At 44.1% G+C, this 17020-nt stretch carries 9 protein-coding genes; 3 read left to right on the top strand and 6 right to left on the bottom strand.

The annotated features are described in order from the left end of the window. Nucleotides 1-113: 113 nt before the first annotated feature. From OCV44_RS17900 to OCV44_RS17890, 3 genes are read right to left on the bottom strand one after another with little or no spacing between them, the layout of a single operon-like run. Complete coding sequence (locus OCV44_RS17900) at nt 114-1382, bottom strand: sigma-54-dependent transcriptional regulator (protein ID WP_139683547.1); 1269 nt, start codon at nt 1380-1382, stop codon at nt 114-116. Continuing rightward, nucleotides 1372-3726 carry an ATP-binding protein gene (locus OCV44_RS17895; protein WP_170213680.1) on the bottom strand — a complete coding sequence of 785 codons (2355 nt, stop codon included), beginning with the start codon at nt 3724-3726 and terminating at the stop codon, nt 1372-1374. The genes OCV44_RS17900 and OCV44_RS17895 overlap by 11 nt, the downstream gene beginning before the upstream one ends. Next, nucleotides 3726-5012, bottom strand: coding sequence for an ABC transporter substrate-binding protein (locus OCV44_RS17890; RefSeq protein WP_170213681.1), 1287 nt, complete (start codon nt 5010-5012; stop codon nt 3726-3728). The genes OCV44_RS17895 and OCV44_RS17890 overlap by 1 nt, the downstream gene beginning before the upstream one ends. Nucleotides 5013-5298: 286 nt before the next feature. Between OCV44_RS17890 and OCV44_RS17885 the strand changes: the two genes are divergently transcribed. After that, nucleotides 5299-6675, top strand: coding sequence for an MFS transporter (locus tag OCV44_RS17885; protein WP_139683550.1), 1377 nt, complete (start codon nt 5299-5301; stop codon nt 6673-6675). Nucleotides 6676-6825: 150 nt separating this feature from the next. Further along, nucleotides 6826-8304, top strand: a complete 1479-nt coding sequence (gene pyk / locus OCV44_RS17880) for a pyruvate kinase (protein WP_139683551.1) — start codon at nt 6826-6828, stop codon at nt 8302-8304. Between the two features lie 895 nt (nt 8305-9199). Here the strand turns inward: pyk and OCV44_RS17875 are convergent. Beyond that, on the bottom strand, nt 9200-10213 hold the full coding sequence (locus tag OCV44_RS17875; protein WP_017631098.1) for a LacI family DNA-binding transcriptional regulator: 1014 nt from the start codon (nt 10211-10213) through the stop codon (nt 9200-9202). Nucleotides 10214-10310: 97 nt separating this feature from the next. Further along, nucleotides 10311-13385: a GH116 family glycosyl hydrolase gene (locus tag OCV44_RS17870; RefSeq protein WP_139683552.1), complete on the bottom strand. Its 3075-nt coding sequence runs from the start codon at nt 13383-13385 to the stop codon at nt 10311-10313. A gap of 64 nt (nt 13386-13449) precedes the next feature. On the opposite strand from OCV44_RS17870, the gene OCV44_RS17865 reads away from it, so the two are divergent. Beyond that, on the top strand, nt 13450-14397 hold the full coding sequence (locus OCV44_RS17865; protein WP_139683553.1) for an aldose 1-epimerase: 948 nt from the start codon (nt 13450-13452) through the stop codon (nt 14395-14397). A 130-nt stretch (nt 14398-14527) separates the two neighbouring features. Here OCV44_RS17865 and OCV44_RS17860 read toward each other — a convergent pair whose 3' ends face one another. Further along, complete coding sequence (locus tag OCV44_RS17860) at nt 14528-16942, bottom strand: GH36-type glycosyl hydrolase domain-containing protein (RefSeq protein ID WP_139683554.1); 2415 nt, start codon at nt 16940-16942, stop codon at nt 14528-14530. Nucleotides 16943-17020: the final 78 nt, after the last annotated feature.

Here is a 17020-nt window from a genome sequence, read left to right as displayed (position 1 = left end):
TTGGGTTTCAATAACTAAAATGTCATCACCTATACGTCACATTCGTTTTCATCACTACTTAAATGACATAAAAAGTGCCTGAGACTAATGATGCAGATCTCAAACCTTTTATATTATCTCGACTTGTAATTGCCTTTTTCGATCCCGTGTTTCTTCATTCTTAAATACAGCTTTTTTCGGGGTATTTGTAGATGACTAGCGGCATCGGTAACTCGCCCAGAATGCAAAAACAGCGCATCTTCTATGAGTTGCTTTTCGAAATCGTCCACCAATTCATCTAATGGAAGCTGAATATCATTTTGTGAGTAGATACGCTCTTTACCTGTCAGCTTGACAATCCCTATAGCGTACAACTCAGCAATGTTTCGTAGTTCACGGATATTACCTGGCCACGGGTAACTTCTCAAAAGAGCGAGATAGTTAGAGTCTACATTTGGCAGTGCTTTACCCAATTTCTTACAACTCAATTTCAAGAAATAATGAAATATCTCCACGATATCATCTGGTCGCTGGCGCAAAGGAGGGACGTGAACCACTCCCTGATTAAGCAGATAGTATAATTCTGGCAACAATTGATTCTTAGTGATGTACTCTTCCGGTTCGGACTCGAAAATTGTCACTACACGCAGATTTTTTTTACCACAACGCTCACGCGCTAGCAGCAACTGAGCCAAATGCCGTTGCACCTCTTCAGGCAATTCGGGTAAGTTATCTAACACAAGCACACACGGCGCCTGCTTGTTAGTCGCATCATCAATACACTCCATTGTCGTGGTACTGCTGAGCGCAAGAGTGAGATATTCCATCTCTTCGTTGTTCGTCATCATATCTTTGATGATCCCAGCAACACTGTGACGCCCAGTGCCTGACTCACCATATACTACCAAGTGCGTGTCCAACAAAGCGTATTGCGCGACATATTTTCGGATTTGCTCCATATGTGCGGACTTACCAATGAGTGAACGTGAAATTGATTTCTCCGCCTGACGCTGCAACTCTACCTGACCAGTGCGAGTTTCAAGCTGGTTCTTAACCAATGTTAAAAGACCCGCAGGATTAATCGGCTTTTCTAAAAACTCACACGCACCTTGCTTCACAGCATCCACAGCTATCGGAATATCGCCGTGCCCAGTGATCACAATAACGGGTATTCGCTCATCAACACTTTTAATCAGTTTCAGCAATTCTAAACCATGCATCTGTGGCATATACATGTCTAGAATAACAACGCCCGCCCAGTCAGGAGAGACGTATTGCAACGCTTGTGTTGGGTCGTTAATGGCCTTCGACTTTATCGATGAGATGTTCATTAGATAAGAATATGAATCCAAAACATCTTGATCATCATCGACTAATAATACTGAATATTGGTTATTGATCATTAGGTAACTCCAACACAACCATCGCACCTTTTTCTAGTGAGGACGCGAGGTAGATATTTCCTTTATGCTTTTCTATTAATGATTTACAAATATTCATTCCTAGACCTAACCCAACCTCTTTTGTCGAAACAAAAGGCTGAAAAATCCGTGGCACAATCTCTTCGCCAAAACCAACAGCATTGTCACTGATCGCAACCAGTGTGGTTTGCTTACTCCGGTCCACCAATTCCATTTTAATTCGTTTTTTATCTTCTCTTGTGCTTTCCATTAGCGCATCGCAGCCGTTTACTAAGACATTGATGAAAATCTGTTCTAACGCCAACATATCACCTTGAACTTTCACATCATCAGGTAACCTATTTTCTATCGTGATCTGTTGACGTTTTGCACGCGTATTCACTATGGTCGACGCTTGCTCCGCGACTTCATGAATAGATACAGGCTTCGCTTCACTCTCACCGACTGGCTTCCGTGCGAACTGGCGCAAACTGTTGATAATTTTGCTCATCCGAGTCGTTAAGCCCTCGATATGTGTGATCGACTCGCTGACCTTATCTGGGTTGTCTTGTTGAACAAACATTCTCGCGCTGTACAAATACGTCGACATCGCATTTAGTGGCTGGTTAAGCTCATGCGCTAAGCTCGTCATGGTTTGGCCTACAACCGCCATTTTCGCAGCTTGAATGAGTTCATCTTGTGTTTTTTTAAGATTGTCTTCAGTTCGAATTCGCTCTTCGATTTCGTTTTCTAGCTGCTGGTTCTTCAGCAATAAGTCTTGCGTTTTTTCTAACACTCGACTTTCCAATGTTCGCGTAGCAACTTCTTGATGAGTCACATCAGTGATAGTCATGATAAGTTTGTATTCAGCCCCGTGGGCAAAAGGGCGAATATCGAAACGTACGTATTTAGGCTGCTCTCCTCCAAGTGACAAGGTCACATGAACTTTTCCCAGTTCAATCCACAAGTGCGAGCCATCGAATACCTTTTTTAGCTGTTCTCGGCAACTTTCTGGGAAATACTCCCAAATCGAGCAACTTTTGTTTACTTCACCAAGTTTCAATAACTTACGAGCACTCAAATTGGCAGATTCCACCACTCCGTTGAGATCACTGGTGATCAAACTCGCCGTGGTATTGTTGATTAAACTCAAGGCATTAGTTCGCTGAATTTCCTGAACCTTTTCACCATATTCGATGAGCTTTTCACTTAAACGTCCGATTTCATCATTTCCGTCCACCACAACTGGATGATTTAGGTCATTTTTGATGATGGCATCAATACTGTCACCCAGTCCTATCAAACGCGCCACAATTCGGCGATTGATAAAGTAATACGTCAAGAACATACTCGTCATGATCGAGATACTGAAACAAACGAGCAAAACGTGATTGCCATATGACACACGCTCGGCCGTTTCAGTTTTCACTTGCTTGAACGTGTAGTCGGCGGTAAGAACCAATTCACCGATTTGTTGATGAATGGCATCCATACTAAGTGCAATCTGCTCTTGCATCTTTTTGATGCCACCGTTGAGTTTCACCAATGACATAAGTTGTTTTTCGAATGCACCATCAGGGCTCAACACAACGACAAGTTCTTGCTGCAACTGTTTGTAAGCTATTGAGGTTGGTTGGTTCATTAACGTTGTGCTGCTTTCTTGAAGATCCAACAGGCGAAAGTAAATCACTTTCATACCATTATCGACCTGTTCTGGCATTGAGGCTTCTGAAACGTCAATGGCCATGTCATACACAGCCGATTCAACGTCGATTACCTTTTGTAATGTACTCAGTTGAGCCAACAAACTCTGAATATCTTTTGGATCGTTTACCCGCTCAATCTGCCAATGCACCTCTTGACGAAGAGGTTTGAGCTCGGAGCGAATATCTTGGTGAAGCCAGTTAATTTGTTCCATCAGTTGATCGACACGCCGATTTTGATCAATTCGAGTGGAAATCAGATCAACATACTTTGCCAGTAACGAGGTAAGCCCTGCTTCCGATTCAAGCAACTGATAGAACTCAGAATTCATTCTATTGCTTTTTAGAACCGTTGAAATTGAAGCTAGCTCCTCATTCACCTGTATAGCTTGTTCATTCAGCTGTACTTTGTTATCAACGACTTGAAGCGCTTCAACGCGTCGGTTTATTTCACTCGTTTTACTTTCGAGAAAATAGCTGGCGTTGTATTTGGGCACGCTATCTTCCAACAAAATCCTCACCTGATTGTCTAAGCTGTTCCAAGTGGCCCAAGCAACCACACACACCACCGTGAGTAAAAGCGTACTGCAAGCGAAAGCTGCAACTAAGCGAGCCCCTATGGTTTTATATTTCGGGTATAACACTATTTCCCTAGCCCCCGACAGTGAGCCAATTGTTGATTTACGTTGTCCAATTTTTCCGACATCGCGCGCCCCAATTCATGAGAAAACTCCGCCAACAACGCTTGGTAGTGCGTCATACCAACTTCGGAGTCTTTATCCATTGTCGCCAACTTTTGAGCAATGGTCGTAATTTGCTCTTCGCTCAGTGGCAGTTCAAACAACTGGTTCTCGATCGTCTTGAGAGAACACGGTTGTTCAGGATTCTCTCCAATAAGCAGATTAAGTTTAATGAGGGTGAGCCAAGCGTCTTGTAACTCTGGAAGACGCTTTGTAATCGCGGTATCAAAAATCAAATTGATCAGTGCTTCTCTCGGCATCACCTGTTTTAGGTCGAGCACTGGATTATCACCACTGTATCGAGCCGTATCATAGAGGGCCGTTTTTGAAATTGCGCTGCTTTCCATTTGCTCTTGAACTTGTTTTGAAAGCAAATGCGCAACAAAGGCTTCTGCCAATTTGTCGCTCTCACCACGATTTATCTGGGCAATGTAAGTTGGCATGAGCGTAAAGTCTTGATCATAAGCAAAGCCGACATAATCAAATTTACGCTGGGAAATCAAAGCATAGCTGTCAATTGTAGGCCCAATACCTAACTTGCCTTTGGCAATATAATCCGCAACTCCGAAGCTGCGAGATGAAATCGTCGCTAAATTCGCTCCTACGTTGAGCAATATACGCCAGCCCTCTTTCCAACCATATCGACTAAGTACACTCTCAACCATCAATTGAGTTGTTCCTGAGCGACTTGGTGTACTCATGGTGACATGTCCAAAGTACAGAGGGTTTGTCAGATCTTGAAACCACTTCGGTTCTGGTAAATGGTTAGCGGCTAAATAATCTTTATTCCAAACAATCCCCGCTCCAGAATATCCAAACGCAACAACTTGTTCGTTATTCGGCAATAGATAGGCTGATAACCATTTCGGAACTTGTACGTTAGACGACATATCAACTAAGCGATGCTCATTAGAAAGCTCTTGCATCAAAAATGGAGATGAGCTTAATACCAAGTCGATATCCTTCATATAGCTTTTGCTTAGCAATTGCAGACTCGATTGAGTACGACGATGCACGATTCTGACTTCCGCATCAGGATAATGTTGCGTAAAGTCATCCACCAAAGCAGTAATAGGCGCTTGAGAAAAAGTAGTGAGTATTACCAGCTCTTTATCTGCTGCGATTGTGAGTGGTGTATAAAGCGCGGCGCCCAGAAGTAAACAACGCCCTAATTGCTTGAAATCAGCCATCAGATTAACCAAAAACCTTAAATAATGTGCGGTAACTCAAATCTATTAAAGATCGTTAAAAATCTCACAGAGTATGTTTGAGTCAGTATTGACGCACTTCAACCAAAACTACGTATATTCTATCAGTAACAAGTATCAGCCTACCGTTCTAAATTCCCGTTTTTGACCCAGCCAAAATATCAATATGAGTCAATTCTGCCTCAAATTCATACCTTTGTACTGTGCAATCTGTCACTCCAAGATAGCCCTGCAACAAAACATTTGTAATTAAAACTTGGAGTGCAACATGTTTAATTTCTTTAAAACACGCCCTGACCTCCCTCTTTCAGATGGCTCGAAAGAGGAGATGCAGGCGCGTTTCAAACGCTACCAATGGCAGGTATTTTTAGGCTTGGTTTTTGGTTACGCAGTTTTCTACGTAGTACGTATGAGTTTAGGCGTTGTTAAAAAACCAATGCTGGATGCAGGCATCGTAACCATCGAAGAACTCGGCATCATGGGTTCGGCTTTTTTCTTCACTTACGCTTTGGGTAAGTTCTCGAACGGCTTCCTTTCTGACTATGCCAACATTGGCCGATTTATGTCGTTCTCACTGCTACTGTCAGGCATCACTGCAGTATTCATGGGTTTTAATACAACGGCCCTCTTCTTCATTCTACTGTGGGGTTTGAACGGTTGGTTCCAATCTGTTGGTTCAGCTCCTTCTTGTGTATCTCTGTTCCAATGGTTCTCACCCAAGCAACGTGGTAGTCGATACTCTGTCTGGGGTGGTTCACGTAACATCGGTGAAGGTATCACCTGGATCTTAACTGCATCTCTAGTGAGCTACTTCGGCTGGCGCGCTGGTTTTATCGGTGCTGGTATCGCTGCGATTGCCGCAGCACTATGCATGTTCTTCATCCTAAAAGATCGCCCACAAACTTATGGTTTGCCAGATGCCGCTACGGCGTTTGATGAAGCGACTGAAATGAAGAAAAATAACGACCCGAAAGAAACTCGTCGTGCTCAAATGTTCATCATGAAGCAACCGACGGTTTGGCTCATTGCTGCAGCGTGTGCCGCGATGTATATCTCTCGCTACGCTATGTCTTCTTGGGCTGTTCTTTATCTTCAAGAGGTAAAAGGTTACTCGTTACTCGATGCTGGTTTTGCAATGTCCACTTACCCTATTGCTGGTCTAGCAGGTGCAATACTATCGGGCATTGTCTCTGACAAGCTGTTCAACTCTAACCGCCACATTCCTACTCTACTTTACGGATTGGCAAACATTGGCGGTATGTGTTTGATGTTCTTCGGCCCAGACCACCGCATTGTTGATGCTGTTGCACTAGGTTTAATTGGTTTCGCTATTGGTGGCCTGGTTGTGTTCCTTGCTGGTTTAACTGCATGTGACTTAATGCCTAAAAATGCCGTAGGTGCAGTTAAAGGCTTTATCGGACTGTTCTCTTACATCGCCGCTTCTGGTCAAGAGTTAGTGTCAGCTTCTCTTATCAAAATCACTGAGGTTGATGGCGTAACCAAATACGACTTCTCGCAAGCACAATACTTCTGGCTAGCCGCTGGTGTAGTTTCTCTGCTTCTTGCTTTGACAGTTTGGAATGCGAAGAAAGTGGTTGATATCGACCCGGCTAAAGAAACAGAACTAGAGGTTCGTCCTAGTTAGTAATTCATCACAAAAGCGGGAGGCAACTCCCGCTTAATTCACTATTTTCTGACGTTCTCCATTTTCTTAAGTTCTTTTGCAAAGAGTGCTTACGAAATTGATAGACCCCTTATTTCTATTTTCTTTTTTATGTGTCGATTGAGGTGATAAATGTGTAAAACCAAAATTTTGGCCACGCTAGGTCCAGCAAGTGAAAGCCGTGAAACACTGACTAAATTAATTCGAGCAGGTGCTAACATAGTGAGGCTAAATTTTTCACATGGAACAGCGCAAGAGCACATCGCACGTGCACACTTGGTTCGTGAAATCGCGGCTGAACTTGACACTTATGTTGGTGTACTTGTTGATTTACAAGGTCCTAAAATTCGTATTTCTTGTTTCGAAAATGACGCAGTTCAACTCAATCAAGGCGACACATTCACGCTGAGCGGAACACTCGATGCACACGCAGGTAACCAAGAGATGGTTGGCCTTGATTATCCAGAGCTTATTCAAGATGTAAACAAAGACGACATTCTGCTGCTGGATGATGGCCGCATTCAGCTGAAAATTAACCAAGTGGATACTAACGAGCAATGGATAAGAACTACGGTATTGAATAGCGGTAAATTATCTAACCGTAAAGGCATTAACTTATTAGGTGGAGGTCTTTCTGCACCGGCCCTTACCGCTAAGGACGTTCAAGACATTGAAACCGCAGCGAAAATCCGTGCCGACTTCCTTGCTATTTCTTTCCCTCGTAATGCACAAGATATCGAATACGCTCGTAGCTTAGCGCATAAAGCAGGTTGCGATGCCAAGATCGTCGCGAAGGTGGAACGTGCAGAAGTCGTGGCAACCAAAGAAGCCATGGATGACGTGATTATCGCATCAGATATCATAATGGTTGCTCGCGGCGATTTAGGTGTAGAGATTGGTGACGCGCGATTACCTATGGTTCAAAAATCACTAATAAACCGCTCTAAGTATTGGGGTAAACCAGTGATCACCGCTACACAAATGTTGGAATCAATGATCGATAACCCACTTCCTACTCGAGCAGAAGTGTTAGACGTGGCAAATGCGATTATTGATGGTACAGACGCCGTGATGCTCTCAGCCGAATCCGCGGCGGGTAAATACCCTATCGAAGCAGTCGAAGCTATGGTTCGTATCGCAGAAGGTGCAGAACACGAACTAGAATGTAACCATGATTGCTGGGATACCCTTCAACATTTATGTTCTAACCCAGGTAAAAGCTTTGCGCTTTCATCGATGATTTCAGCTTCTCGCGCTCATCAAGATCTTGGCGTTGCGATTCTAACCAAACAGGGAGAAACTCCGCTGTTAATGTCTCGCTGTCAGAGCAAGGCTATGATTTGGGCTCTTAGCGATAATCCAGCGTTGCTTGCACAAATGACAATCTTACGAGGGGTTGAACCCTTGTACTTCAAAGCTGAAGGAGCCAAAGTCGAACTCGCACCGCAGGTAGTAAAATGCTTAAACCAGAAAGCTCAAGAAGCTCAAATCTCATCAATTTTAATGACTCAGTTAGATTCTATAGAAGGCATGGGGGAAGTTAACGCCTGTCGCTTACTAAGCTTGAATATGACTTCTCAAATCAAGCCTGCCAAAGAAATCGCAGCTTAGGTCGACCTCCCCCCTTATTCAAGCTCTGACTTGAATTTATCGCCCATAACTTGCTCCACAGGGATTTGGCCTGCCACATGGCAGGTCCTTTTTATTTCGCACTATCTATCTAACCTTTACATACTCGTTAGGTAAGGAACTTAAGTTAATAAAAGTACAGTCATTAGTTGTTATTGTAGAGCGATTGTTATCTCCAAAAGCGCGCTAATGTTGAAGAGTTAGCATCCCATCCAGGTTTTCTCCTCTGGGACGAACTGACTTCGGTGCTTAATCCGGACAACTTATTGTAGGGCAAATTCATAATAGCAAGATATGAATAAGTATTTATTCTGAATGAATTTGGGGTAGATAGAGCTGAATTGCCGATTTTACTAATTTACTTGATTGTGGATTGGCTGATGTAGCGTTGAGCAGTAAACGACACCACCACTCTACTTATTTAGAATTGCACTGTAAGCACTAAATTCAACTTGAACTTAGAATGCCAATAGTAACAAATCTGTCTTATCGATTTACTAGGTTACTTTGTATTACGTACCAATTTGTTACCATCTTCTGGTGAACGCTTAATCTTTTGGGGTTTAGAAAGCTAAAACTGTATGTAAATACCTTGCGCTTTACAGACGTAACTCTTCCGTATCTACGTTTTTATTTTGTTGCTGTCGTCTATGATGAGACTCAATAAGTATAATGCTATTGTGTGAATCGAAAGAGATATTCGTAAGAAGCCTACCAAAAACATCCGTACATATGGATTGGTTTAATTTGTTCTATTCTAGAACGTTCGGCGGAGCTAAAAAGAGTGGGGCAGAAGTGTTTTAGCTTACCTGCACCATGGTTCGCATTGCCATCGATACGAATCATCACGGGGCACCGCCTTCATGCTTTCTTTAAATTAACGATACAAAGATTTGGTCGACTCTCTCACAATTAAATCAATTGGAGGCAACCTTGCTTCATGCCTCTCGCCAGATAACAAGTTCAAGATCGACTGAGCACACACCTCACCAATCTCTTCAATCGGCTGCCTTAAGGTCGTTAATGCTGGTGTGAAATACTTCGACGTTGGCAAGTCATCAAAGCCAATCACCGACACATCTTCTGGTACTTTGTAGCCGTGATCATGCAACGCTTTAATCGCGCCGTAAGCCGTTTGGTCATTGGCCGCGAACAGAGCAGAAAAGTGAATCTTCGACTCAATCAATTCAACAGTTTTTTCATAGCCAGACTCGCTACTGAAATCACCCTGTTTGACGAGTTTTGGCATCACCTTGATACCCGCTTCTTGCAGCGCTTTCTTATAGCCTTCAAAGCGATTACCCGCATCTGGTTGGCTCGAAAGTCCTTTGATATGAGCAATATTCACATGCCCCTGTTGGAGCAAGTGGAGGGTTGCCATGTAACCGCCCAGTACATTATCGATATTGATTGAACGAACGTTGTCTTCAGCGAAGTCATAACCGACCGCGACAATCGGGATGTCTTGCGCGTACTTGGCAATATCCTCTTTGGTGATGCTGCCTGTCACGATGATCATGCCATCGACATTGCTCTTAGCCAGATACTCTAAAGCGTGTATCTCAAGCTTTTTTTGCCAATGCCCGGTAGCTATCACTAACGAATAGCCTTGAGCTATCAGAGTTTTCTCCATGTCGTTGAGGATGCGGCTGGTATAAGGGCTGTCAGGGTGTTGCACCAATACGCCTATCGTTAATGAACGGCGATTGATGTTCTCCTGCATCTGAAAGTTGGGCTTGTAGCCTGTGTCTTTGATGGCCTGCTCGATGTTCTGACTTTTATCATCCGACACATAAGTGGTTCGATTAAGAAAACGAGAAACCGTGCTTGGGGAAACACCCGCGAGCCTCGCTACATCGTATACGGTGGTTTTTTTAGTTTTCGTGCGCATCTCGATACCCTAATCCAGTGACATTTGGGGAGCCCTAGAGCTCCCCATCCATTTCAACCTGCATACCACTGCTTTCGTTGAAATACGTGTCATTAAGTTAATACATGTAGGCGAAGATCATCCCCGGTCTGAAGTAACGACCAGCGGTATATTTCAACCCTGTGCTCAGAAGCCATTTATGAAGAACCATGGCTTGCTCAGTGGAAATTTCGCCTTGCAGCATACTAACAAATTTATCACTGTCTTTAGTCAGCTCAGGATTAACTCGACCGTCAGACAGCACACACTTTTGCAATTTAAGTGCAGTAAGCCACTTTTTCGCATCATTTTGTGACAATTCAAAAGATTCTGTAAGATCTTGCTCATTGAAAGAGACAGAACAATTGAAGCCTTCTGGTGCGGCAAATGGAATTTTTGAATAGTCATACAGCGCGGTATACACGGTATCCATCAATGTTTCTGCTTGCTGAGATTTACCCGCTAGACTCAACGCTGTTGCGACACTAAATTGCACACCAATCCATACATCTTGAGCCTGAAAAGCCTCATGGGGTGAGCCGTCTGCCAATGTCATGTTCGCCACACCCAGCTTCGGGCTGTTGATCTCAAAGTTATGTTTATAAACATAGTCCAATGCGCGTTGAATATGCTCTTGCGGGAAAATACCTTCTAAGCCAATCAACTTTAGATAGCTGTCGGCAAGCAGTGCATCGCCAAAGCTGTTGTCTGAATCGGGGACTAATTCTAGATATTCTTGCGTAAAGGCTTGAGGTGCGGTCTCACTCAGTAAGCGTTTCTTAGAGACTCTTTGAGATACCTTACTGATGTTGATGGAAGTATCCGTCTCATTGAGATAAGCATTGAGCGTATTCTTGTCAGCAATCGCATCGCCCGTCAAAGTCAGGCCTAAGGTTTCCAGAGCCTGGTAGCCTTCACCCGTTAGATGCTTGGCTTGAACTGGCGTCACGAAGAAGTGGTAGTAGCCTTCTTTTTCATCCCACAAGCTTTGTTCAACCGTCGCTAATGCCTTTTTAGAACGTGTTAGATAACCCGCACCTAGTTCGTTTTCACCCATCAATTGTGCAAGTTCACTCGCGGCTTGAAGGCCAGCAACCCAAAGGCTCGCACAATAAATAGAGATGCCGTGAGACGCAAGGTTATCGAAGGTGTCGTCTGTGCCTCGGGTTAGCGGTAAATCATCGCCCTCAGCAATCAAGTTCGATAAGAAATCGATGCTCTCAGTCACAGCCTGCCAGCACTCTTTAACCACAGAAATATCTTGTGTGTTTTGATAGTGACGGTACACCATCAGAATGTATTTCGGCGCTAAGTCCTTCCATTCCTTAACATTGTGCCAGCTATACGCGTCAGGCTGGATGTCGAACGGGCTACCTAAATCATGAATAACCGCACCTCGAATAGCACGCACACCTTGGTACTTCTCATCGATAAGCTCAGCATTCGGTGTCGCTTCGTATTCCCAGTAACGCCGCTGAGTGAAGTCTTCGGCCAAGATGGCTTTTGAGAACTCTTTCATCACACAGCCATCAAGCTCTGGCAGCAAGTAAAGCAGTGAAAATGAGCCGTAGAAATACACATCCAGAGAGTTAAAGAATGGGTAATCGACACACTCTTTCACCAAGAACTTATCTTCTTTATCCCACACTGTGGATTCAGATAAAAATGATAGTGAGTTCATCGCCATCGTCGCATAGCGCAGTGCCGATTCAGGTTGTGAAATCTTGCTTTGGGCCTGCTCTAGGAAAGACGTTTGTTGCTTCACGATCTTCTGCTCAATGCTCTCTAGCTTTGGCAGAATATCCTCTAACATCGGCAGAGCCGGTTTCGCTTGCGGGTAGAATTGAGTGTAAGCCTTGTCTGAGTGCCAGCCATTGAGCATCACTTTACTGTGTGCCATCACCTGTGCGAAACGCAGGTCAACGGATTCGCCCGGCTCCAGTTCAACCTGAACCACAACCAATGCGCTCAATGCTTCGCGCCCTGTGTAAATGCCAGTTTGGAATTCAGCGTTAGTACGGCTGGTTTTCAATGCGAACTCGGTTTGCTGGGTCACTTTCGAAGTATAAAGCGTCGGCTTAACAGACACCGATACCTTGCCTGACTCCGTCAAACGGTTTTCTGCTTGGACACCAAACACCACCTCACCCTCAATATCACTTTGATAAGGGGACTGGCTAGTGAGCTGAACACCGCTAAAACTGTGACTTTCGCCATTCACGTTCACCGCTTGATGCTGCTGAGCTATCGGGTTTTGAGATAAGGTACACGCCGAATCTTGGATCCCATCGCGACCTTTTCGGTAGGTTGAACCAATCAAATTCTGTAGAGGTTGAGCAAGCGTAATCACGCGAGTTTGCTGTGATTCGTTGGTAAGCTGGAAGTGGTTCCAGTGCATCGGTAAAGAGCAGAGACGTTTATCGTCTTTAACGATCGGCGAGACTACCTTTCGCTTTATATTAATACCGTCAAAACTATTATATTGATATTCAGCTAATGGATATAAAGCCTTATATTCTATATCGCTACCATTAACACCTTCTATATCACCATTATTTCCCGCAGTTAGTGATAGCTGTCTCGTTGTATCATTTATTAATAAACCATTAAAGAAATCTAAGGCTACATATAATTGACAATCAATCGACGATGAATCCGATTCAATTAATAATTGAGTCTTATTAGAAAACTCAACATTCCACTTTATAAATCTCTCTCTATTTTCTTTATAGAAGTTGCCATTTTTTAATGCGTTACGAATGAGGTTAATCGCATTCGAATTATTTTCTGTATCTATTTTCTTGCCATCGAATAGCGCTGGGTAGAAATTCAGGTGAACACTGAGCTCTTGTTCGTTAAGAATCTGAAGCTTTTCAATGGTCGGCACATCCATAACCGAAGCATAAAAATCATTAAAATTAATCACTTGCTCTGAACAATCAACAAATATACCGGGAATAAAACTGAAGTTCGGCGTGTTGCCGTTTGGCGTCAGTGTAAATGTATTGCCAATACCGCCCACAGCCATACCAGTATTTTCTGGTGTTGTAGAAATTGGCGTGTACCAAGGTTGAATAAATTCAACTGCATCACCTTTTTTACACAGGTGTTTTGAATTTCCTGAATAGCTTGTATATGGAATTTTATTATTCATTTTAAAACCGCCATTGAATATTTTTTTCTTCTTGTTAATATCTTTCAAAAATGGAGACATCAACATGTTTAAAATTATAAATGAAAAGTTTGGAAATATTGACTCTGTCACATTAATAAACCACCAGCATGGTATAGAACTTCAAATAATCAATGGATTTGGTTCTGTTATAAATAAATACATTGTAAATAACAGTCCATTCTCTTTTATTTGTGGTTATCAGAATTATGATGAACTGATCAACCAACATCCGTTCTTTTCCCGCAGTGCTAAATTATTCCCTTTTCCAAACCGTTTAAACTTAGGTCGTTACTGTTTCGATAACCAAAACCATCAGCTCCCGGCTAACTTTCCTTGGTCTGATCACGCCGTACATGGCCTGCTCTACAACCAACCTTTTTCAATCACAAATAGCGTAGCCAATGATGAGTCAGCCAGTGTGACGCTGCAATATCAGACGTCATCTTTGCACCCTGCTTTCCCGTTCGCTTTTAACCTTGAAGTCACCTTCACTATCGACATCACAGGCAAGCTATCTTGCTCGACAACTGTCTCTAATTGTGGTGATTTCGCCTTCCCATTCGGTGATGCTTGGCACCCTTATTTCTCTCTTGGCACTGAATTGAAACAGTGTGGGCTTACCATTTCACCTTGTGCTGAGGTCATACATGAGAACGACCTGCCTAATGGTGAAAAACAGGCTTTTGACCGTTTGTCTTTGGATGATTCCCTGACCAATCAAAGCCTAAACCACTGCTTTGAATTTGATTCGAAGACAACCAACCAACTGACTTTTACACGCTCAGATTCATCTGCCGCGATTCACTATCAACAAGATGCAAGCTACCCATTTGTTCAGCTGTACACACCTACAAGTGAGCAAAGTATTGCAATAGAACCAATGACTTGCCCTGCCGATGCTTTCAATAACCAGATTGGCTTATTGACGCTTAGCCCGAACCAATCTCAAACCTTCACTTGGCAATGCCAAGCTGCCTATCAGCCACAATAAAGCAACCAAAGTAGCCGAACGAAGCTAAAGCGACTGCTAAACGTGAAACCAGCCCCCCAGAGAACGCATTGCTAAAGAGAAAACCGAACGAAAGAAGCAATAAAGGGCGCATAACGCGCCCTTCTCTTTGTTAACCTAAAACCACTTCTACCGTGTGCTCACCCGATGTAAATACCGGTGCTTTGTTGCCTGAAATCAGGTCACCATTGACCTTCATCTCAACCACACCTTTACACACGTTATTCGGGTTCGTGACATGAATGTTGTATGTTGCACCTCGGAACTGACGACGGACTTTAAACTCAGGCCACTCAGCCGGAATGCAAGGATCCACCAACAAGCCATCTACTTCAGGACGAACACCCAGAATCCACTGCGTACCAGCAACGTATGTCCAAGATGAGGTGCCAGACAACCATGCATTACGCCCTAGGCCGAACTGTTTATGTTCATCACCCAAGATGTTTTGTGGGTAGCAGTAGGGTTCAGACTCAAAGGTATCAATGTCGTCGTTCTTAGAAGCAGGATTAATTTGACGGTAGTATTCGTAAGCACGCTCGCCGTTGCCCATTTTCGCTTCTGCGATCATCACCCATGGGTTAGAATGCAGGAAGATACCGCCGTTCTCTTTCGCACCCGGTGGATATGTCGAAACGCCACCCAGTTGTGGATCAAAACCGTTATAACCCGGAGTTGAAAGCTTGATACCATTGGTCGTGTTCAGCTTGTTGTAAACCGAATCTAACGCTTGTGTAGCACGCTCTTGAGTCGCGAAACCAGAGATCACAGGCCAGCTTTGACCGTTTGTGTAGATCTGCCCTTGCTCGTTCTTGTGAGAACCAATTGGCAGACCTTGCTCATCAAAGTAACGCACAAACCATTCGCCATCCCAACCGCACTCGTTCACTGTGCTCTGCATCTGTTGGTACTGATCTTTAAACTTAGTTGTTAGCTGCGCTTCGCCACGTAACTCACAAAGGTCCAGCATATCGAGCAGGGCCTTGCCATACATGTTGGCTACCATCATCGACTCAGCACCCGTTGGTAGGTTCACCGTGTCATTCCAGTCTGCAAAACCTAATAACGGAAGGCCGTGTTCACCAGTATTGGTGTAGGTAAATTCAATCGCGCGGCACAAGTGATTCCAAACCGTTCCAGTTTCAACTGGGTTGCCCGCTTTATCTTTTTGATAGAACGGAATCGCTTTATTCAAGAAGTCAGCGTTGCCTGTCTCTTTCACATATTGAGTCACCGCGTAGATGATCCACAGATGATCGTCACCGTAATAGTCAGGGCGATCTTCTTCTTCTCGTGAGTCACCCGCGTTCGCTTCCATGGTTGATGGGAAGAACTGGTGCATCGCAGAACCATTGGTGTTTTGCACAGACAGCAGACGCTCAATGAACTCGCGCGCCTCTTCTGGCATGTGAGTAATCACGCCCAACGTATCTTGCGAAGAATCACGGAAACCGATACCACGAGCGCCATAGCCAAGTTGATACAAAGACAGGTAACGAGACCAGTTTTTAGTGGTGTGACACTGGCGTGGGTTGTGTACGTTAAGCATCGAGTTCATAGCAGGGTCAGGCGTTTCAACCTGAACTGCTTGTAGGTAACTATCCCAGTGCTCAGCCAGTTCAGCGAAAGCCAAATCGACCACTTGATGGTCACGATATTTAGCCAATAGAGGCAATGCAGCTTCTAGGCTCTCTTCTTGTGCAATTTGTACAACCGTACGTTCTGTCTGCTCTGGAGATAACCACCCTAAACGAAGGTTTAGCGCACCAATGTTATCGCCACGCAGACACTCTGTGTTGCCAAGCTCATCATTTTCTAACGCTTGTGGCGCAGCCCATGTACCGTAACCAAACTGACCAAGGAATGATTGGCGATCACCGTCAAATGAAGTCGCAGGACGATCCGCAGTCATCAGGTTTACGGCGTAGTCACGCTTCATGAAAGCATACTGCTCAAGTACAGTGTGACTCGATTCTTGCTGGTGTGCTTTCAGCGTCATGGTTTGTGGAACCCAATCCGCATTCAATAGCTGCTTTAGCGCATCGAAGTGAGTGAATTCGTACACAGGCACTACATCAACATGCAACGCTTTGTCTGAAATGTTGGTGACTTTGATGTCTTGTAATAGCACTTGGTCAGCTTTTGGTACGAAGAATGTCGCTTCACAACGCACACCAAACGCTTCTGCAATGATGGTGGTGTAAGACAAGCCTGTGTGGTTTTCAAACTTATCCAGCGGCTTCAATGTTGGTGTGTAGAAGGGTGAAAATACTTCCACGTTGCCCGCTTCATCACGCACCTTAAGGTATAGGGTCGAGCCTTTGAAATCTGAGTTTGGCAGCTGGGCAATGTACTTGGTAATACGGTTCAGTGCAGGGTCACCTTTACACAACAACACACCGCCGTTGCTATCAACAATGCCACCAAAATCTAATGTGCCCACATAGTTACACCATTTGATTGGTGTACATGGTGTGGTTGCTACGTATTCTTTGTTTTTATCGTCAAAATATCCGAATTTCATCATCACTATCCCTAGCCCCTCCCAAATCAGGAGGAGCCAAAACAATTTGTCGTAAGTTGGTTGGTGTCAGCTCAATGGCTG

The sequence above is a fragment of the Vibrio tasmaniensis genome (genome assembly GCF_024347635.1).
Lineage (GTDB): Bacteria > Pseudomonadota > Gammaproteobacteria > Enterobacterales > Vibrionaceae > Vibrio > Vibrio tasmaniensis.
Note: the sequence above shows the minus strand (reverse complement) of the source record. Positions and strands in the feature narration are given on the sequence as shown.

Bases quoted from the DNA above. Each gene is read 5' to 3' on its own strand.
- pyk (WP_139683551.1), top strand. From the start codon at position 6,826: ATGTGTAAAACCAAAATTTTGGCCACGCTAGGTCCAGCAAGTGAAAGC.
- OCV44_RS17885 (WP_139683550.1), top strand. From the start codon at position 5,299: ATGTTTAATTTCTTTAAAACACGCCCTGACCTCCCTCTTTCAGATGGC.
- OCV44_RS17870 (WP_139683552.1), bottom strand. From the start codon at position 13,385: ATGAATAATAAAATTCCATATACAAGCTATTCAGGAAATTCAAAACAC.
- OCV44_RS17900 (WP_139683547.1), bottom strand. From the start codon at position 1,382: ATGATCAATAACCAATATTCAGTATTATTAGTCGATGATGATCAAGAT.
- OCV44_RS17860 (WP_139683554.1), bottom strand. From the start codon at position 16,942: ATGATGAAATTCGGATATTTTGACGATAAAAACAAAGAATACGTAGCA.
- OCV44_RS17865 (WP_139683553.1), top strand. From the start codon at position 13,450: ATGTTTAAAATTATAAATGAAAAGTTTGGAAATATTGACTCTGTCACA.
- OCV44_RS17890 (WP_170213681.1), bottom strand. From the start codon at position 5,012: ATGGCTGATTTCAAGCAATTAGGGCGTTGTTTACTTCTGGGCGCCGCG.
- OCV44_RS17875 (WP_017631098.1), bottom strand. From the start codon at position 10,213: ATGCGCACGAAAACTAAAAAAACCACCGTATACGATGTAGCGAGGCTC.